The following is an 18,325-nucleotide window of genomic DNA, read 5'->3' as shown; positions in this document are numbered from 1 at the left end:
CGCGACATGTCCGGAATTCCGCACGATCATTACGAACCGAAGTCAAACGGCGAAAAGTGGCTGGATAGCCGCCTGCCGATTGTCGGTCTGATCTACAACACGATCATGATCCCCACCCCAAAGAACCTGAACTGGTGGTGGATCTGGGGGATCGTCCTGGCCTTCTGCCTGGTGCTGCAGATCGTCACCGGCATCGTTCTGGTGATGCATTATACCCCTAATGTCGATCTGGCCTTTGCCAGTGTCGAACACATCATGCGCAACGTGAATGGCGGCTATATGCTGCGCTATCTGCACCAGAATGGGGCCTCTCTGTTCTTTGTTGCTGTCTATATTCATATCTTCCGGGGTCTCTTTTACGGCTCTTATAAATCCCCGCGCGAGATCACCTGGATCATCGGCATGCTCATCTATCTCTGCATGATGGGCACAGCATTCATGGGCTATGTTCTGCCCTGGGGTCAGATGTCGTTCTGGGGTGCAACCGTGATCACCGGCCTGTTTGGCGCCATCCCGTTTGTGGGAGAAGCGATCCAGACCTGGCTGCTGGGCGGACCGGCGGTGGACAATGCCACGCTGAACCGCTTCTTCTCGCTGCACTATCTGCTGCCTTTCGTGATCGCCGCGCTGGTCGTGGTACACATCTGGGCCTTCCACACCACGGGCAACAACAACCCCACCGGTGTCGAGGTGCGGCGTACCTCGAAAGAGGACGTGAAGAAAGACACGCTGCCCTTCTGGCCCTATTTCGTGATCAAGGATTTCGTGGGCCTGGCGATCGTGCTGGTGATTTTCTGGGCCATCGTGGGCTTCATGCCGAACTATCTGGGCCACCCCGATAACTATATCGAGGCGAACCCGCTGGTGACGCCCGCCCATATCGTGCCCGAATGGTACTTCCTGCCCTTCTACGCCATCCTGCGTGCCTTCACCGGCGAGGTCTGGGTGGTGCAGTTTGCCAGCTTCATCACCGGCGGCATCATCGATGCGAAATTCTTCGGTGTTGTGGCGATGTTCGGTGCGATCCTGGCCATGGCGCTGGCGCCCTGGCTGGACACCTCGACCGTGCGCTCGGGCCGCTACCGCCCGATGTTCAAATGGTGGTTCTATCTGCTGATCGTCGATTTCATGGTTTTGATGTGGCTGGGCGCCATGCCTGCGGAAGAACCCTATGCAACCTTCTCGCTGATCGCTTCGGCCTACTGGTTCGCATATTTCTTCGTGATCCTGCCCATTCTGGGCGTGATCGAGAAGCCGCTGCCGCAGCCTGAAACAATCGAAGAAGACTTCAACGCCCATTACGGCAAGCAAGCTGATGGTTCCGGTGCCCCCGAAACCACGCCCGCCGAGTAAGAAGAGGGACCGACTGAGATGTTCAAGAACCTAGCAATCGGTGCTGCTTTTGCCCTCGCACTGGCTCCTGCCGCGTCCTTCGCGGCAGGCGGCGGAGACCAGCATATCGAGGATTTCGCATTCTCGTTCGAGGGACCGTTCGGCACATACGACCAGAACCAGCTGCAGCGCGGCCTTCAGGTCTATACCGAGGTCTGTGCAGCCTGCCACGGGCTGCAATACGTGCCCCTGCGCACCTTGGCAGACGAGGGTGGACCTGGCCTGCCCGAAGATCAGGTCCGCGCCTATGCGGCCGGTTTTGCCGTGCTCGATGAAGAGGCCAACAGATACCTTTACGATGCGGAAAAGGACGAGTTTCGTCCCTTGATCGACAGCGACCATTTTCCGGCAAACCACGCTGCTGGCGCACCGGATCTGAGCCTGATAGCCAAATCCCGCGCCGGCTTCCACGGGCCTTACGGTCTGGGGATCAACCAGTTGTTCAAAGGCATCGGGGGCGCTGAATACATCGCGTCCCTGATGATTGGATATACAGGTGAAGAAAAAGAAGAGGCGGGTACTATTCTCTATGAGAACACCGCGTTTCCAGGTGGCTGGATTTCCATGGCGCCCCCGCTTTACGGCGAGGATGTTGAATATGCCGACGGGCACTCCAACGATCTGCATCACGAGGCCGAAGACATTGCGGCATTCCTGATGTGGGCGGCAGAGCCCAAGATGATGGCCCGCAAGCAGGCAGGTTTTGTCGGCGTTCTGTTCCTGACGATCCTGGCCTCGCTGCTTTACCTCACCAACAAGCGCCTCTGGGCACCACACAAGGGCAAGAAGCACTAAGCGCTTTCTTTGCAAGAGATCGACCAAACCCCTCGCGTCTTTGACTGCGGGGGGTTTTCTTTTTGGGACCCCTGCCCCGCCGCGCTAAACGCGCCTTCCCCGAGATATCTTTTGCCTGATGACGGCGCAGGATCGCAGGCCTGTTCGCTTCAGGCGGTCAGACGGGTGCCGTTCTGGCCAAGGATCGCGGCGGTGACGATTGCACCCTCGCGTTGGGGGGTCGAGAAATCGACCTCTGTGAACTGCTCCGTGCGGCCCATATGCGGGTTTTCCATCAGGATCTGATGGGTCTTGCCCAGCTGCGCTTGAAGATGCCTGCCGACCTGTGACGCGCCGCTGGCACGCAGGCGGGCGGCGCGGTGTTTGATCACCTTGCCATCCACCTGCGGCATCCGTGCGGCAGGGGTGCCGGGGCGAGGCGAATAGGGAAAGACGTGCAGCCAAGTCAGGCCGCAGTCTTCGACCAGCTTCAGAGAGTTTTCGAAATGCGCATCGGTCTCGGTCGGAAAGCCTGCGATGATGTCCGCGCCAAAGGTCATTTCAGGGCGCAGGCGGCGGGCCTCTTCGGCGAAACGGATCGCGTCATCGCGCAGATGGCGGCGCTTCATCCGTTTCAGGATCAGATCGTCACCATGTTGCAGCGACAGGTGCAGATGCGGCATCAGGCGCGGCTCGGTTGCGATCGCCTGCATCAGGTTCTCGTCCACCTCGATGGAATCGATCGAACTGATCCGCAGGCGCGGCAGATCGGGCACCAGTTTCAGAATCCGCATCACCAGGTCGCCCAGTTTCGGCTCTGCCGGCAGATCAGCCCCCCAGGAGGTCAGGTCGACCCCGGTCAACACAACCTCGTTATAGTCCCTGTCGACCAGCCGCTTGATCTGATCCACCACCACGCCCGCAGGAACGCTGCGAGAGTTGCCGCGGCCATAGGGGATAATGCAGAAGGTGCAGCGGTGATCGCAGCCATTCTGAACCTGCACATAGGCGCGCGAGCGGGTTCCGAACCCATCAATCAGGTGGCCTGCGGTTTCGGTGACCGACATGATGTCATCGACCTGAACTGCTTCGGTCTCGCCAATAAAGTCGGCCGCCAGCCCCATCCAGGTCTCTGGCTGCATCTTCTCGGTATTCCCGATCACGGCGTCAACCTCGTCCATCCGGGCAAAGGTCTCGGGCTCGGTCTGGGCCGCGCAGCCGGTGACGATGACGCGGGCATCGGGGTTTTCGCGCCGCAGTCGGCGGATCTCCTGCCGGGCCTTGCGCACCGCCTCGGAGGTCACGGCGCAGGTGTTCACGATCACCGCATCCCGCATTCCGGCCTGCGCCGACAGCTCCCTCATCGCCTCGGTTTCATAGGCGTTCAGACGGCAGCCCAAAGTGGTGAATTGGGGGGCGCTCATGTCAGTGTTTCCAGGAATCCCGGCGTCAGAACGCCCGAGAAGACATGCATGCTTGGGCCCGTCATCCAGACACCGTCGTCGCGCCATGCAACGTCCAGAGTGCCCCCATCCAGGTCGATACGAACTTCGCGCCCCGTCAGCCCGCGCCGCGCCGCTGCCACGGCTGTGGCGCAAGAGGAGGAGCCGGATGCCAGAGTCACGCCCACGCCACGCTCCCACACGCGCATTCGAATATGATCGGTACCGACGATCTGCGCCACCTGCACATTGGTGCGCTGCGGGTAGAGCGGATGATGCTCGTACCGTGCGCCAAATATCTCAAGCGGCACCGCCTCGGCATCTTCGACAAAAAACGTGCAATGTGGGTTGCCCATGCCGGTAGCGACCGGAGCCCCCTCGATCGGCAGATCCAGCGTATCCACCTCTTCGGCCAGGGGGACCTCGTCCCAGCGCAATTGTGGCTGGCCCATATTCACAGACGTCATGCCGCCGCCCGCGTCACGAGCCACCAATGCGCCACGATCAGTGGTCAGGTGCAGCTCGGTCTTGCCACTCTCGCTCATCAAATGCCGCGCAATGCAGCGCGTGGCATTGCCGCAGGCAGCCGAGGTTGACCCATCGGCGTTGTAGAACACCAGATGCGCATCCTCTGCACCGTTTTCGATGACCGCAAGCTGGTCAAATCCCACACCAAAATGGCGGTGCGCCACGGCTTGTGCGAGCCGCGCCGAGACCGGCACCGCCTGCGCGCGCGCATCGACAACAACAAAGTCGTTGCCCAGCCCGTGCATCTTCATGAACGGCAATCCGGTGTCATATTTGTCTGCCATGGCGGGCATATAACGCCGGTATCTGCGTGAATCCAGCCTTCGACGAAGATTCCCCAAAAAAGGGCTTGACCACCCCGGGTGCTGCTCATAATTAGGCCGCCTATCGGGTCGGCAGTTCTTCCGGGACGCTGGCCGCACGAAGGGCGAAACTGGTCTTGCACCTCGACGGTGAAATGACTAGACATCGCGCGGGGTTCAAGGGCCTCGAAAACAGAGAGTGGGCCGTTAGCTCAGTTGGTAGAGCAACTGACTTTTAATCAGTGGGTCGCAGGTTCGAATCCTGCACGGCTCACCACTGTTTCTCAATAGAGATCAAGATGATGAAGGCCGCCCGACGGGACGGCCTTTTTGTTCTGGTGCAGGGTTCTGCAACGTTTCTGCGACATTACATTGCTCAAGACGATCAAAATGGGCATTTTGCGTCGCCATCACCTTCCGACGGAGCGAAGGGGTCATAGTCGAAACTAGAAATGCAGTCCTCAGTTACTGTAGCGCCAAGCCTGCGATTTTCGTCGCGCGTTATGACGACTAAATTCTCAGGAACATGTAGCCCGCAGACAATGTGTTCGCCTGATTGCTCGCACAAACCGTGCAGTGCAATTTCGTGGTGAACTTCATAAAGCTCGCCTGTCCAGAACTCGCGCTGGACAGCTTTCACATACCTTTTGCAAATGGAGGTCAACTGATCTTCGGTTATCCACTTCGGCAAAGCGTTGTGCGCAATCGCTCGTCGTAGCGCTTGGTCGTGGCGACGCTTTGCTTGATGTCTAGCTCTGTATCTTGCATGACGACCCATCGCCGCAAGTTCTGCGTGCCAACGCTGCATTCTATCGCGCTGAGCGATTTCAACCTCTTGCTCAAGCTGAAGCAGCTCCGTGGTTTCGGCCGGGTCTACCGGCCACAGTTTAGTCAAACACATCTCTGTCCTCTCCGAGTTGTGGGCATCGGAGACGATAGGAAACCGACACCACGTTAGTGTTGCTTCCTGTAGGCAATCAGCAATGTGCGGATTGGGGCGCGATCTCGGAAAAGGTACCGTGCAGCTCACTCTGAATACCGAACGACGTTCTTGAAGTCAATTTTTGTGAGGCAAATAACGCTCTAAGCCGCTGAGCGGGTGTGCTTATTTGTCGGAGCATAGTAAGCTCATGGCCATGGGGCGGGCACTCGGAATCAACTGGAGTTTAATCCGGTGGATGCCAGCCTACGAGCAAGTTCAAGAAGCCGCCCCACAATAGAATTTTGGCCCAAGGAATGTGCGGTCGAAGAAAGGTGAATTTTGAGCAAGTTCAACGAAGATTCCCGTGTAAAGATCCCCGCTATTCTGCACTTGGTGCGGCTTGGCTACAAATACCTGTCATTGAAGGAGGCTAGATGGGACCCCGACACGAATATCTTTCCCGATGTGTTCGTTTCCGCGCTTCAATTGATCAACCCAACGGCGGACGAAGAGGAACTTCTGAGGCTCAAGGATGAATTGTCTCTGATGCTGGAGAATGAGGATCTCGGGAAAGCATTCTATGAACGGCTTACCGAGAAATCCGGAACAAAGATCATTGATTTTGAGGACTTCTCTCGTAACACGTTCAATGTTGTTACTGAGCTACCTTGCAAAAACAAAGATGAGGAGTTTCGTCCGGACATCACGATTTTGGTAAATGGGATGCCTTTGGCGTTCATTGAAGTCAAAAAGCCTAACAATAAGGAAGGCGTTCTGGCTGAGCGCAAGCGTATGAAAACGCGTTTCCAGAACTCTAAGTTCCGGAAGTTTGTGAACATCACGCAGTTGATGATATTCTCAAACAATATGGAATACGATGATGGGTCGCCTGATCCAATCGAAGGGGCGTTCTACGCAACGACTTCATATAGCGACCCTGTATTCAACTACTTCCGAGATGAAGAAGACTTGAGCCGTACAGTCAAGCTGCTGCCCGTCAGCAGCGGTGCCGAGGACGAAGTGCTCAAAGACAACAATCTAGCTGTCATAAAACACAATCCTGAATTTCTAACGAACAAGGAGCCAACGTCTCCGACAAACCGAATTTGCACTTCGATATTGGAACATGATCGCTTCAGCTTTTTCCTCCGTTATGCGCTTGCGTATGTCGCCGAAGACGATGGATTGCAGAAGCATGTAATGCGCTACCCTCAGGTCTTCGCCACGAAAGCAATCGAGAGGGCGCTGCGGGCGGGCACGAAAAAGGGGATAATCTGGCACACTCAGGGTAGTGGCAAGACTGCGCTTGCTTACTTCAACGTCGGACACCTGACAGACTACTTTGCAAAGAATTCGATAGTCCCAAAATTCTATTTCATAGTGGATCGCCTTGATCTGCTCATCCAGGCGCAGCGCGAGTTTCAAGCACGTGGCCTAAGTGTAAGGACGATCAATTCTCGTACCGATTTTGCAAAGGACATCAAATCAAACAAAGCGATCCACAACGATCAGGGCCTACCTGAGATCACAGTGGTGAACATTCAAAAATTTCAGGACGATCCGGAAATTGGGAAGGCTTCAGATTACGATCTCAGCGTGCAGCGAGTGTTCTTCCTCGACGAGGTACACCGTAGCTACAACCCAAAAGGAAGCTTTCTTGCGAACCTGACCACTGCCGACCCAAACGCAATCAAACTGGGTCTGACTGGAACGCCTTTGCTCGGCAATGAGTATGATTCAAAGTCGATTTTTGGGGATTACATTCACAAGTACTACTACAACGCCTCCATCGCCGACGGTTACACGCTTCGGCTAATCCGCGAGGAGATTGCGTCGAATTACAAACTTGTGCTGCAGCAAGCCCTGGATGAGGTTGAAGTAGCTGTCGGTGCCTTAGATAAAAAAGCCATCTTCGCTGACACTCGATTTGTTGAGCCGATGCTTGACTATATAATTAATGACCTCCGAGACAGCCGTATCGCACTAGGCGAGCCGACCATCGGCGCGATGGTTATCTGCGATAGTTCAGAGCAGGCGAAACAGATGGAGGAGCAGTTCCAGAAGACATTTGCGCCGTCTGGACTGACTTCGGCGCTCATTCTACACGATGTTGGAGACAAGGAGACCCGAAAAGACCTAGTTGAAGACTTCAAAGCAGGGAAAATTGATATCCTGTTTGTTTACAATATGCTTTTGACGGGCTTCGATGCCAAGCGCCTGAAGAAGCTGTATCTGGGACGAGTGATCAAGCGGCACAATCTTTTGCAGGCCCTTACACGCGTGAACCGTACCTATAAAGACATGCGCTACGGTTTCGTGGTCGATTTTGCCGACATCAGAAAAGAGTTTGACGCAACCAACAAAGCGTATTTCGACGAGCTGCAGGCCGAACTCGGCGATGAAATGGAGAGGTATTCAAATCTCTTTAAATCTCGTGAAGAGATTGAGCAGGAAATTGAAGATATCAAGGATCAACTTTTCCGCTTTGACCTCATAAACGCGGAGGTATTCTCCCAACAAATCAGTCAGATACAAGATCGTAAACAAGTCCAGCAGATTAAGCAGACGCTGGACAACGCAAAGAGCCTCTACAATTTGATCCGCCTGATGGGGCATTTTGATGTCTTGGAGCAATTGGACTTCAAGAAAATCACTTGGCTCTATCGTGAAGTGTCGAACCATCTTGACCGTCTGAACTTGAAGGAAAACCTTGAGAACAGCGATGCAGCGTCGAATCTCCTAAACTCTGCCTTGGAAGACGTGGTCTTCATGTTCTCGAAAATCGGCGAAGAAGAGCTTGTCTTGGCGGACGAGCTAAAGAACACCCTTAGGCAAACTCGTGAGGCGTTGGCCAACAACTACGACCAGAAAGACCCAGAGTTTGTGTCGCTTCGCGAAGAGCTCGAACGTCTGTTCAAAAAGAAGAAACTTAGCGAAGTCGATCAGGAAACCATGATCGCAAACATTGGAAGCCTGAACAAAATCCATGATCGGATAAAAGAACTGAACCGACAGAACGATCAGTTGCGGGCCAAGTATGGGAACGACCGAAAGTTTGTTCGCGTTCACAAGCGCTTGGTCGAGCAAGGCAGTTTGACCGAGTCAGAAAGGCGCATCTACGAGGCTTTGACGGGTGTGAAGGCAGCAGCGGACCTTGTCGTGCTTGAGAACTCGCAAGTCGTCCGAAATGAAAATTATTTTGAACAAACGATGATGCGCCCAGTCATCGAAGAGTTTAAAAACAAGCAGAAAATCAAGCTCAACCCAGAGGTATCTCGATTCATCAACAGCTTGGTGACACGAGAGTATCTGGAAGAATACAAGACAGGCGCCTAACCGATGGTCACCCAAGACTTCGAACGAAAAACAAAAGAGATGATCGACGGGCTTAAGGCCGTATGTGCATCATATGGCCTGGGCAATGACGGCAACGAGTTCAAGATCATCACCCAAGTTTTTCTATACAAATTTCTGAACGACAAGTTCGCCTATGAGATCAAGAAGCTCGACGAGAAGGTCGCCGCGGCGGAGAACTGGGAGGCAGCTATCGGCGCGATGGACGCTGACGACTTCGAGATGTTGCAGCTACAGCTACCTGCGGGAACGGCTCGGCTGCAAACCGATCACTTCATTGCGCATTTGTTCGAGAACCAAAACCAAGCCGACTTTGCCAAGTTGTTCGACGACACGTTGCGGGACATTGCTATACAAAACAATGATATCTTCGCGGTGAAGTCTGACACCGGCTCAAAGGCCCCAATGTTCGACCGCGTCAGCGAGTACATCTCAGATACATCAAAACGTGACGACTTCTGCCGCGCTCTTATCAACAAGGTCGTGGAGTTCAGCTTTGAGCATATATTCACTCAGAAGTTCGACTTCTATGCGACGATCTTTGAGTACCTGATTTCTGACTACAACAAAGACAGCGGCGGTAAATATGCCGAGTACTACACTCCACACGCTGTCGCAAAAATTATGGCCGAAATCCTCGTTCCGAAGGACCAACAGGGCCAAGTGCGCGATGTGACCTGCTACGATCCTTCGGCAGGGTCAGGCACATTGTTGATGAACCTCGCACATGCCATCGGCGAAAGTCGATGCAGCATCTTCTCGCAGGATATATCGCAAAAGTCCTCAAGCCTGTTGCGGCTCAACCTGATCTTGAACAATCTCGTTCACTCCATTCAAAACGTCGTCCAAGGCAATACGATCTTGCATCCGTCGCATAAGGACGAGACAGAACTGAAGTCATTCGACTACATCGTGTCAAACCCGCCCTTCAAAATGGACTTCAGCGATTTTCGCGATGATCTGGAGTCAAAGGCAAACAATGAACGCTTCTTCGCAGGCATTCCCAAAATTCCTGCCAAGAAGAAGGAAAGCATGGCAATCTACCAGCTCTTCCTGCAGCACATTATTCACTCGCTCGATGAAAACGGCAAAGCGGCAATGGTCGTTCCAACCGGTTTCCTGACCGCGCAGACAGGGATCGACAAAAAAATCCGCCAGAAGCTCGTTGATAAGCATATGCTGGCAGGCGTGGTTTCGATGCCAAGCAATATCTTCGCGACCACCGGCACAAATGTATCGATCATCTTCATTGACAAGAATGCAGGTGAAAAGTCGATCTTGATCGATGCATCAAAGCTCGGGACAACCGTCAAGGAAGGTAAGAACCAAAAGACACTGCTTAGCGCCAAAGAGGAACTCCTGATCATTGAGACATTCAATGAGAGAGAAGCTGTTGAAGATCTATCGGTTATGGTGACCGATGACGAACTTAGACAAAAAAGCTATTCTTTCAGCGCGGGCCAATATTTCGATGTGAAGATTGAATACGTCGATATCTCTGCAGGCGAATTTTCAAGTCGAATAGACGAGAGCAAAAAAAAATTGGCTGACCTGTTCGAGAAGTCGGAAGCACAGTCAGAGCTGGTGCGAAAATCTCTTAACGGCTTGAATTTTGAAGATGCGTGAATTGAAGCCGCTACGCGGCAAGATCAAGATCAAGCACGGCTTTGCATTCAAGGGTGAGCATTTTGCCAGCCATGGTACGTATGTTGTGCTCACTCCGGGCAACTTTCATGAAGGTGGAGGCTTCAAGCGCGACGAAGCCAAAGACAAGTTCTACACGAGCGCTTTCCCCGAGGAATATATACTAGATACTGGCGACCTTATCGTGGCCATGACCGAACAAACAGACGGACTGCTGGGAAGCTGTGCCTTCGTTCCTGAAAGTGATTTATACCTACACAACCAGAGATTGGGTTTGATATCCTGTGACCCTGAAGAGGTCGATCCGGAATTCCTATACTACCTTTTCCAAACCAGTTCTGTACGCAAACAAATTCGGCTTTCGTCCACTGGCTCAAAGGTAAAACACACGTCACCGGATCGCATCTACGACGTTTTGGCTCCGTTGCTTGATGTTCAGGACCAACGCAAGCTATCCATGATTCTGAAGAACTTGGATGCCAAGATTACCCTTAATAACGAAATCAATGCTGAGCTCGATGCGATGGCGAAGCTGATTTATGACTACTGGTTCATTCAGTTCGACTTCCCCGATGGAAACGGTAAACCATACAAGTCGTCAGGCGGCAAAATGGTCTGGTGCGAACAACTTAAGCGTCTAGTTCCTCTTGGGTGGCAACCTACGTCCCTCTGGAATATTGCAAGATATTTCAACGGCTTGGCAATGCAGAAGCATCGCCCCTTGGGAGAGGAGTTTCTTCCCGTGATAAAAATCCGAGAAATGGGTGAAGGGTTTAACAAGGGCACGGAAAGAGCGAAGCCAGATTTGCCGTCAGATGCCATTGTCGAGAACGGCGATATTCTCTTCTCTTGGTCTGCGACCCTTGAAGTCATGATTTGGTCGGGAGGTCGCGGTGCCCTTAACCAGCATATTTTCAAAGTCACTCCACTGGAGCACTCTAAGCCTTGGGTCTATTTCCAGTTAAGAAACTACTTAAGCCACTTCAAAATGATGGCCGAGCGGCGCAAAACCACTATGGGGCATATCACTCAAGACCACCTAAAGCAGAGCCGAGTAATCGATCCGCCTTCGAAGCTAGTCAAAGACTTCGAAAAATTGGTCGCTCCAATGCTGAGTCAACAAGTTCAGCTAAGGACAGAAAACCAAGAACTAATAAGGCTACGTGACTGGCTCCTACCCATGCTGATGAATGGTCAGATCAGTGTACGCGACTAAATAGAGAGATTTAGTTGCCTTTACACATAAGTTCGAGATTAGGGTATCTGGTCATTTCATCGTTCTGCGATGTTTCTGTATGGCGATGGCCATCTTTTCCAATGCCAATGCCTTTTGCTCCCAATCTTCAGCGTCGCTGGCCGACTTGTAGAAATTCGCAGCGCGGGTCACGATCTGAAGGTTCCCGCTGATGTACCCAAGCGATGAGTCGATCCGATCTAGGCTAGGAAAGAGATGCTTGTTTTTGGACTTTCTGCGGAAGTCGTATCGTGTCAATGCACATTGATATTCTTGGCTGACGAACAGCCGTCCGATTTCTTCTTCAAGTTCATCCCGAGTTAAATCTGTGTTCTTCTCCTTTACGGTGGTCAGTACTGTTTGGCCGTTGGCATACTGGACCGTTTTCATCGCGGTGCCTGCCATACGTTTGACCTCTTCTTCGAAGTCATCGGCCACCTCGCGAACAGTAGGGGTAACAATTTTCTCTCTGTAGAGCCTTTTAAGTTGGGCAATTGGTTTCGGGTGCCACCCGGACTTCCGGGCTGCCTCCTTCCAATCCTGACGTTCTGTCCACTCGTCTATCGGCTCATCCGCAAGAAGTGCTCGGAAGAAATCTGCATCGGTCTGAACCAGATTTATCGTTGCCATGTTGATGGCTAGGTTTCTCGCCTTAGGATGGATGTTGCTCAACGGGACGTCATGGATCGATGTCGACTGCCACCCGTCCCTCAGCTTGCGCTCAAAGAAGTAGCCGGCCTGGCCTTGAATCGATTCTTCGTCGCGCAAGTATTCGATCGGATGTTGATCGATCACGCCCCAGTATAGCTGATCTCGTTTGGCTTCCCAATGTAGGACCAATGAGTCTGGTTCTAGGTCCAAAAAAGTACGGATGTTGGCTGCCCATATTCCCCATGCACTCGATGGGGCTCCTCCATCTGGGTAGTTCTCAGACTTAACGAGCGCACCAGCAGCAGCGATTTGGGATTGGTCGCCAGCTACAACTGCATCGTAGAGGCGGGCTTCCGTCTGAAACAGAAGGGCACCTCGTTCAAGCGCCTCTTCTTCATACGCGGCCGACTTGCCAAGAGACATTTTGTAGATGGGTGCGGTTTCAATAATGGAGCGCAGAGCTTTGGTTCGAAGCATGAAGCCTATCAGTTTCTGTTTTCTTGGATGATAGCATTTGGGGTGATGACGCCCAAGCTTGGGCGGGCGGCTTGTACAACAGCTCTAATGGCGGCGTTGGATTTTCTGTCTCGCCATGTGGTTTCGGTCTTTTCCGTCCCAGACGTTGCAGAATTCTAGTGTCTCTGCGACGGGGTGGCTAATTTTCTTTTGGGTTTCCAGATAGTTGTTTGTTGGATCAAACTGATTTTTGATCATTTGCCCTGTCTCTGAACTGCCAAAGCGGATGCATTGCGAGGTATCGTCCAGAAACCTCGAGAGCGCCCCTCAAGTAAAATTTGTGCCCAGCAAAAACACTTTGGGCCAGTGTTGGCGCGCGACGACCTTGGATCGCCTAGTAGTCGTGCACAAGTAACTAGGTATTCGATCAACATAGTGAAGGTGAAATCTTCGAGAATGAAATTTGCAGCCCTTAATGGTGAACGGATCGAACCGGCCCCTAGACTGAAAGCTAAATGCCCATTTTGCGAAAGCGAGGTAATCGCGCGGTGCGGCAAGATCCGCGTGTGGCATTGGGCTCATAAGTCGACCAAGCATTGCGATCACTGGTGGGAGCCCGAAAAGGAATGGCATCGAACATGGAAGAACCTGTTTCCAAACGAGTGGCAGGAACAGGGGCGGCGAGACCAGGACGGCGAGTTGCACATTGCGGACGTTCTCACCCCTCAGGGATTGGCGCTCGAGTTCCAGCATTCCGCAATTGCTCGCGAAGAGGTCGACAAGCGGACGGCTTTCCACAAAGATATTTGTTGGATCGTCGATGGTATGCGTTTGGAAAGCACCATCAATCAGTTCATGGATGCTCTGAAACATGCGCGCCCGCTCAATTCAAGCGGCGCTCATGTCTACGAAGTGTATTACTATGACTCACGCTTTCTTAAGAAATGGAGCGGCCTAAATGCGCCAGTCGTGATTGATTTTGGTATGGATGACGTCTGGGTGATTGGTCGAAGCCTTGAGAACTCGGCTTTAATGTACACCCTCAAAAAAACTGCATTGGTGGAGCAGTTCAAACAGGGTAATCGCCCGCCACCTGTCCAAATTCAGCGGACCCCACAAAGGCGACGTCATAGAGGATTGCGTCGGTTCTAGCCTTGCCAGTTGATGTGACCTGCGGACAATTGTTTAAATGTGACGTCCGCTATACAACTCGAATTTCCTTCGATGTTTGCGATTAGATAATCCAAGCACTCATTGAGCCTCTGATTGATGACGTTTGGCTTCACCGCTTCCAACGCACGTCTCGCCTGCGTCCGGCAGGTTGCGTTACCCAACATGCTTTTTACCTCATAGTGACTGAGAAGGGCCATATATGGGGGACAAAGCCCACCGAATAGCCCGCTGAATCGGCCAAGAGTAAATCTGCTCACTGGCCCCAGGACCAAAAAAAGACACCGGCTACCACTTGTGAGGAGCCGGTGATATTGCGCCAAGTTCGGTTGATCGAGCTTTTGCAGGCATTCGCCGCGTTCGCACAAGTGGCCGCTTTAATTGCCTGTGGTCGTAGCATTTGAGATGGTTTCCAGCAGAGATCAAGCGCGCCATCCCGGGAGAGAACCCGGAGATGGTTACGGAGTTCTCAGCAGCGCCAAGACAGAAGACCAGAAGCTACAGTGTAACAGTGGCCGACGTCCCTACGATGATGGAAACCGTGCCGCTCAGGCATATTATTGTTGTTCCACCCTGCGCGTCCAACAAATCGGCGTCAGAGATTTCGCTCTCTCCCGGAGCCACCGGGATGTGAAAGTACTTTTCTGTCGCCGTGTCGCGCACAATACGGACATCAACACCATTGGGAAAGTTGATTCCAAACTCTGCGAGGGCGGCTTTGGGGTCTTCTTCCAGTTGCAGCGCGAAATCTTTGTCGGTCCAAGCCTTATTCAGAAATTCTAACTTTGCTGCCTGAGTGGGGTTCACTTCCGATTTCTGCATCATCATTTTAGCCTCCTTCATCCATATAAGGGAGATGGGTAAGCGGTCTAACGTTGAGCTTTAAGTCGCGTTAATTCGACTTTACCAATCTGCTTAGCGCTCGGTTCGTGGCATCGATACAATAGAGTCTTTCAGATGGAATGGTGCAATGAGCGGTCATTCGTATACTTGCGCCGCCATAGCACCAGAGGCGAACAGCCGGTATCGGCAATGCAATCATGCCGCCAGTGCGAGTGACTGTTTGCCTAGTACGCGCCCTTCAAAACAAAGAACGGGCACGACCTGTTGCGTGCCCGTACCTTTTTGGGGAGTTCACTGAACCAACGCCTTACTGACGTAACCACTTAACAAGTCCAGCATGAACCAATCGCCGCTGACCTTCTGTGAAGTGAGTCACGTTTGAATAAAAAAGTGTGCCGTTCTCACCCTACACCACTCCCAGTGGCGGATCACCCGGGAAAGACCGGATGTCGAACCACTTGAAGCACGTCCCGTCTGGGTTCCGCTTGTCGCCCATGCGAACGAAGCTGCCATTGGCTCCATGACGGATCAGAGCGGCCCTGAACGCCCGCAGGTCGATGAGCCACCAGTTTGGTAGCGACAGCCCGTCAACTCCTGCGTGACCGTAGAACATCCAGTCGCCGTAGCCGTTCACTATCTTGGATAGCTCGGTTTCTGCGCCTGACGGCACCTGTGCGCGGATGGTGAACTGGTTGGGATAGAGCATCGAGTAGCCGGGACGGCGAACACGGGCTGCGATGCGCATGTCTCTGGCATCCAGTGTAACCAAGTCCGTGGCTTGAAAGTGATCCAGAGGATCAGGCGCGGCCTTGAGCAAGTGGCCCCCGACAATGCGCCTAATCTTCGGCAGGAACTGATCCGACCAGCTCCGGTTCACTTGGTAAAAGGTCATGGAAACACTCGTTACAAACAAAAGGGGCGCAGTGACTACCACGCCCTGGTTGAAGTTCACTAAGCCGCTTGGACGTTCTCCCCATTTTCAGCCAACGAATCCGCGGATAAACTCTCAAAGTTGCGTGATAGCACTTTCGAACCAGTCTCAGTTATCCGCCTCAAGCCACGCTTTTGTTGCAAGGCCCAAAGAAACTTTAATAGAGACCGGCGACCTTTGCCCGGAGTTTGACCAGTGACGCAACGATGTCGATGGTGGGCGTTGAGACCCCTGTAAGTTGTCCCAGTTCTTGCACTGAAGTTACTAAGGCATCAATTTCCATCGGTCGGCACAACTCCAAATCCTGCCACATGGAGGTCTTGTGCCCACCGACGGCCGCTCCACCGTCGATCCGTTTTTCAACGTCTATCGGGAATTTTACACCAAGTTTCTCACCGATTTCCTGAGCCTCAAGCATCATCCCGCGAGCCACGGAGCGTGAGCCTTGGTCGGTACACAAGACATCAAGTGTTGAGTGGGTTAGAGCGGAAATAGGATTGAACGACAAGTTGCCCCATAGTTTCAGCCAAATCTCGTCCCGAATTCTTGGTCTTACAGGCGCACGCAGACCGGCGGTGGACAGTGCAGCCGAAAGGTTGGCGGCACGGTCTGATTTAGAGCCATCGGGTTCGCCTAACGAAAACCGATTGCCTTCGACATGCTTGATCGATCCCGGAGCAATGACTTCTGCGGCTGGATAAACAACACATCCAAGCACCCGGTCCGGCCCGAAACCGTTCCATTGCGCGTCTCCCGGGTCTACAGATGACAATCTAGTCCCCTCGAAGGTGCCGCCCAGCTTGTGGAAATACCACCAGGGTACCCCGTTCACTCCGCTCACTATTGTTGTTTCTGCCCCAATCAGCGGCTGCATCGAGCCCACAACTGCTGGAACGGAATGCGCTTTCAGTGTGATAAAGACATAGTCTTGTGGGCCGAGATCGGCGGCATTGTCCGAGGCGCATATTGGCACGTTGATCGGGTCCCGCCCATCCTCATGGAGAGTCAGCCCTTTTTCTTGCATTGCAGCCAGATGTGGGCCTCGCGCAATGACACTAACGTCGACGTCAGTCTGCGCGAGCTTCGCGGCAACGTAACCTCCGATAGCTCCGGCACCAAAGATACAAACTTTCATGTGTCTAAGCCTTTGCTAGTCCCAATTTAGCGGCCAGCCCGATCCTTTGTATCTTACCAGTCGCGCCTTTTGGTATCTCTTCGAGAATAACCACTGAAGTCGGCACCTTGAACTTTGCGAGCCGCGCGCCAACAAAATCCCGGACTTCCTGACCTGCAATCGCCGCTCCTTCTGAGAGCACCACCGCCGCCGCTATGTCTTCGCCAAGTTTTTCGTGGGGAACGGCAAAACAAACTGCCTGAGCAACGTCCGGATGGCTCAGAAGCACGGCGTCAACTTCAAGCGGGCTGATTTTTTCTCCGCCGCGATTAATAAGCTCCTTTAGGCGTCCGGTCAGTCGCAGATAATTCTCTTTGTTGAACGACCCTTGATCACCGGTGCGAAACCAGAGTTTTCCATCCGCTTCAAAGAAATTGTCTGCATTTGCCTGGGGGTTGCTCTCATACCCGGGGGTCACGTTCGGTCCGCTGATAACGATTTCTCCGACGTCACGCGAAGCGATCAATACATTTTCCGTTTCGTCTGCAATTCTGACTTCGGGGCCCGCTGCTAGTCCGACGTATCCCGGCTTTTGCTTTTGTGGAGGAAGCGGGTTGCAACACATTTGATGCGTAGCCTCAGTCATACCATAGGCTTCGATCACAGGCGCATTAAAAGTCGCAATCAACTCTTCCATTACCGGCGCGGGCAACGACGCGGAAGAAGACCGCAAGAAACGCAATCGAGATTCCTCAATAGTCGATTGGTTTCGGGCGGCTCGGGCGAGAATAGCTTGGTGCATTGTCGGAACTGCTGTGTACCATGTCGGATCAACCTCAGCGACCTGCGTAAAAAAGCTGAGAGCGTTGAACCCAGGGGTGCAGCTAATTTGCGATCCAGCGCATAATGAAGCGGCGACGGCCGCGATCAACCCATGGATATGAAACAGAGGCATAATGCTCAGACAACGATCGTCTGTCGTTAGCATCAAAGACGAAGCAACGTTCCGCGCCGACGAATAAATGTTGGCCTGCGTCAAAGGAACGATCTTGGGGCGCGACGTTGTTCCTGATGTGTGGAGTATCAGGGCGACGTCATCTTCGCCCGGCTCTGATGTATCAGCCACTCCAATTGGGTCACAGGCCAAAACGGAAAACTGCCCAGCTGGACGAGAACTATCGCTAGAAATCCGCAAGACGACCACACCCAGCTCCGTCGCCGCTTGCACGGCTGGGCCATTTTCGTTTTCGCTTACAAGAAGGGCCTTTGCTTTCAGGTCTTTGAGATAGAAGATGTATTCTTCGAAAGTGTATGCAGGGTTTAAGGGCGCCGTCGTCGCCACTTGGGCGACGGATATGAATGCCGTCGCCATCTCTGGTCCGTTGGGCAACACAATTGCCACCCTGTCGCCGCGCCCTACTCCGATCTGATTCAGATCCTCTTTGACCTTCGCGCAATGCTGGCGCAAACCAAGATAGCTCAACCAAGACCGGCCAGGGGCACCAATGGCATTTTCAGTGTCTGCGTGGCGTGCGATCAATTCAGCGACTAAATGGGGCATCTGTTAT

Annotated in this window: 14 protein-coding genes and 1 tRNA gene; 7 read left to right on the top strand and 8 right to left on the bottom strand. The window is 53.1% G+C overall.

What is annotated here, in order from left to right; all coding sequences use genetic code 11:
• The first annotated feature begins 6 nt into the window (after positions 1-6).
• Together petB and Q5Y75_RS20930 are read left to right on the top strand one after the other, a co-directional pair.
• The gene (gene petB / locus Q5Y75_RS20935) at positions 7-1,353 is read left to right on the top strand and encodes a cytochrome b (RefSeq protein ID WP_306201235.1); all 1,347 of its coding nucleotides are present in this window, start codon (positions 7-9) and stop codon (positions 1,351-1,353) included.
• An 18-nt stretch (positions 1,354-1,371) separates the two neighbouring features.
• A complete protein-coding gene (locus tag Q5Y75_RS20930; protein ID WP_306201234.1) occupies positions 1,372-2,187 on the top strand; it encodes a cytochrome c1 in 816 nt (271 codons plus the stop codon).
• Positions 2,188-2,336: 149 nt separating this feature from the next.
• On the opposite strand, the gene mtaB is transcribed toward Q5Y75_RS20930, so the two are convergent.
• On the bottom strand, positions 2,337-3,590 hold the full coding sequence (gene mtaB / locus Q5Y75_RS20925; RefSeq protein WP_306201232.1) for a tRNA (N(6)-L-threonylcarbamoyladenosine(37)-C(2))-methylthiotransferase MtaB: 1,254 nt from the start codon (positions 3,588-3,590) through the stop codon (positions 2,337-2,339).
• Entirely contained in the window at positions 3,587-4,429 is an 843-nt protein-coding gene (gene dapF / locus Q5Y75_RS20920) for a diaminopimelate epimerase (protein ID WP_306201230.1), read from the bottom strand. Before dapF ends, mtaB begins: the two co-directional genes overlap by 4 nt.
• 210 nt (positions 4,430-4,639) lie before the next feature.
• Here dapF and Q5Y75_RS20915 point away from each other — a divergent pair.
• Positions 4,640-4,715 (top strand) — tRNA-Lys (locus Q5Y75_RS20915).
• 108 nt (positions 4,716-4,823) lie between these two features.
• On the opposite strand, the gene Q5Y75_RS20910 is transcribed toward Q5Y75_RS20915, so the two are convergent.
• The gene (locus tag Q5Y75_RS20910) at positions 4,824-5,333 is read right to left on the bottom strand and encodes a hypothetical protein (protein ID WP_306201228.1); all 510 of its coding nucleotides are present in this window, start codon (positions 5,331-5,333) and stop codon (positions 4,824-4,826) included.
• A gap of 366 nt (positions 5,334-5,699) precedes the next feature.
• On the opposite strand from Q5Y75_RS20910, the gene Q5Y75_RS20905 reads away from it, so the two are divergent.
• From Q5Y75_RS20905 to Q5Y75_RS20895, 3 genes are read left to right on the top strand one after another with little or no spacing between them, the layout of a single operon-like run.
• Positions 5,700-8,696, top strand: a complete 2,997-nt coding sequence (locus tag Q5Y75_RS20905) for a type I restriction endonuclease subunit R (RefSeq protein ID WP_306201226.1) — start codon at positions 5,700-5,702, stop codon at positions 8,694-8,696.
• Positions 8,697-8,699: 3 nt separating this feature from the next.
• Positions 8,700-10,340, top strand: a complete 1,641-nt coding sequence (locus Q5Y75_RS20900) for an HsdM family class I SAM-dependent methyltransferase (protein ID WP_306201224.1) — start codon at positions 8,700-8,702, stop codon at positions 10,338-10,340.
• On the top strand, positions 10,333-11,574 hold the full coding sequence (locus Q5Y75_RS20895; RefSeq protein ID WP_306201222.1) for a restriction endonuclease subunit S: 1,242 nt from the start codon (positions 10,333-10,335) through the stop codon (positions 11,572-11,574). The genes Q5Y75_RS20900 and Q5Y75_RS20895 overlap by 8 nt, the downstream gene beginning before the upstream one ends.
• Positions 11,575-11,625: 51 nt before the next feature.
• Here the strand turns inward: Q5Y75_RS20895 and Q5Y75_RS20890 are convergent, their stop codons facing one another.
• Positions 11,626-12,720, bottom strand: coding sequence for a hypothetical protein (locus Q5Y75_RS20890; RefSeq protein ID WP_306201220.1), 1,095 nt, complete (start codon positions 12,718-12,720; stop codon positions 11,626-11,628).
• 435 nt (positions 12,721-13,155) lie between these two features.
• Here Q5Y75_RS20890 and Q5Y75_RS20885 point away from each other — a divergent pair, with 435 nt between their 5' ends.
• Positions 13,156-13,851 (top strand): competence protein CoiA, encoded by a 696-nt coding sequence (locus Q5Y75_RS20885; protein ID WP_306201218.1) that lies wholly within the window; start codon positions 13,156-13,158, stop codon positions 13,849-13,851.
• Between the two features lie 516 nt (positions 13,852-14,367).
• Here Q5Y75_RS20885 and Q5Y75_RS20880 read toward each other — a convergent pair.
• The 4 genes from Q5Y75_RS20880 to Q5Y75_RS20865 all read right to left on the bottom strand — a co-directional run bounded on the left by Q5Y75_RS20880 (position 14,368) and on the right by Q5Y75_RS20865 (position 18,318).
• Positions 14,368-14,697 (bottom strand): NHLP leader peptide family RiPP precursor, encoded by a 330-nt coding sequence (locus Q5Y75_RS20880; RefSeq protein ID WP_306201217.1) that lies wholly within the window; start codon positions 14,695-14,697, stop codon positions 14,368-14,370.
• A 421-nt stretch (positions 14,698-15,118) separates the two neighbouring features.
• Positions 15,119-15,604: a hypothetical protein gene (locus Q5Y75_RS20875; RefSeq protein WP_306201215.1), complete on the bottom strand. Its 486-nt coding sequence runs from the start codon at positions 15,602-15,604 to the stop codon at positions 15,119-15,121.
• Between the two features lie 196 nt (positions 15,605-15,800).
• Positions 15,801-16,778 (bottom strand): 2-dehydropantoate 2-reductase, encoded by a 978-nt coding sequence (locus tag Q5Y75_RS20870; RefSeq protein ID WP_306201213.1) that lies wholly within the window; start codon positions 16,776-16,778, stop codon positions 15,801-15,803.
• Between the two features lie 4 nt (positions 16,779-16,782).
• A complete protein-coding gene (locus tag Q5Y75_RS20865) occupies positions 16,783-18,318 on the bottom strand; it encodes an acyl--CoA ligase (RefSeq protein WP_306201211.1) in 1,536 nt (511 codons plus the stop codon).
• Positions 18,319-18,325: the final 7 nt, after the last annotated feature.

The organism is Ruegeria discodermiae (assembly GCF_030758345.1).
Taxonomy (GTDB): domain Bacteria; phylum Pseudomonadota; class Alphaproteobacteria; order Rhodobacterales; family Rhodobacteraceae; genus Ruegeria_C.
This window is presented reverse-complemented; position numbering and strand designations above follow the sequence as displayed.

Bases quoted from the DNA above. Each gene is read 5' to 3' on its own strand.
- petB (WP_306201235.1), top strand. From the start codon at position 7: ATGTCCGGAATTCCGCACGATCATTACGAACCGAAGTCAAACGGCGAA.
- Q5Y75_RS20930 (WP_306201234.1), top strand. From the start codon at position 1,372: ATGTTCAAGAACCTAGCAATCGGTGCTGCTTTTGCCCTCGCACTGGCT.
- mtaB (WP_306201232.1), bottom strand. From the start codon at position 3,590: ATGAGCGCCCCCCAATTCACCACTTTGGGCTGCCGTCTGAACGCCTAT.
- dapF (WP_306201230.1), bottom strand. From the start codon at position 4,429: ATGCCCGCCATGGCAGACAAATATGACACCGGATTGCCGTTCATGAAG.
- Q5Y75_RS20900 (WP_306201224.1), top strand. From the start codon at position 8,700: ATGGTCACCCAAGACTTCGAACGAAAAACAAAAGAGATGATCGACGGG.
- Q5Y75_RS20895 (WP_306201222.1), top strand. From the start codon at position 10,333: ATGCGTGAATTGAAGCCGCTACGCGGCAAGATCAAGATCAAGCACGGC.
- Q5Y75_RS20890 (WP_306201220.1), bottom strand. From the start codon at position 12,720: ATGCTTCGAACCAAAGCTCTGCGCTCCATTATTGAAACCGCACCCATC.
- Q5Y75_RS20885 (WP_306201218.1), top strand. From the start codon at position 13,156: ATGAAATTTGCAGCCCTTAATGGTGAACGGATCGAACCGGCCCCTAGA.
- Q5Y75_RS20880 (WP_306201217.1), bottom strand. From the start codon at position 14,697: ATGATGATGCAGAAATCGGAAGTGAACCCCACTCAGGCAGCAAAGTTA.
- Q5Y75_RS20875 (WP_306201215.1), bottom strand. From the start codon at position 15,604: ATGACCTTTTACCAAGTGAACCGGAGCTGGTCGGATCAGTTCCTGCCG.
- Q5Y75_RS20870 (WP_306201213.1), bottom strand. From the start codon at position 16,778: ATGAAAGTTTGTATCTTTGGTGCCGGAGCTATCGGAGGTTACGTTGCC.
- Q5Y75_RS20865 (WP_306201211.1), bottom strand. From the start codon at position 18,318: ATGCCCCATTTAGTCGCTGAATTGATCGCACGCCACGCAGACACTGAA.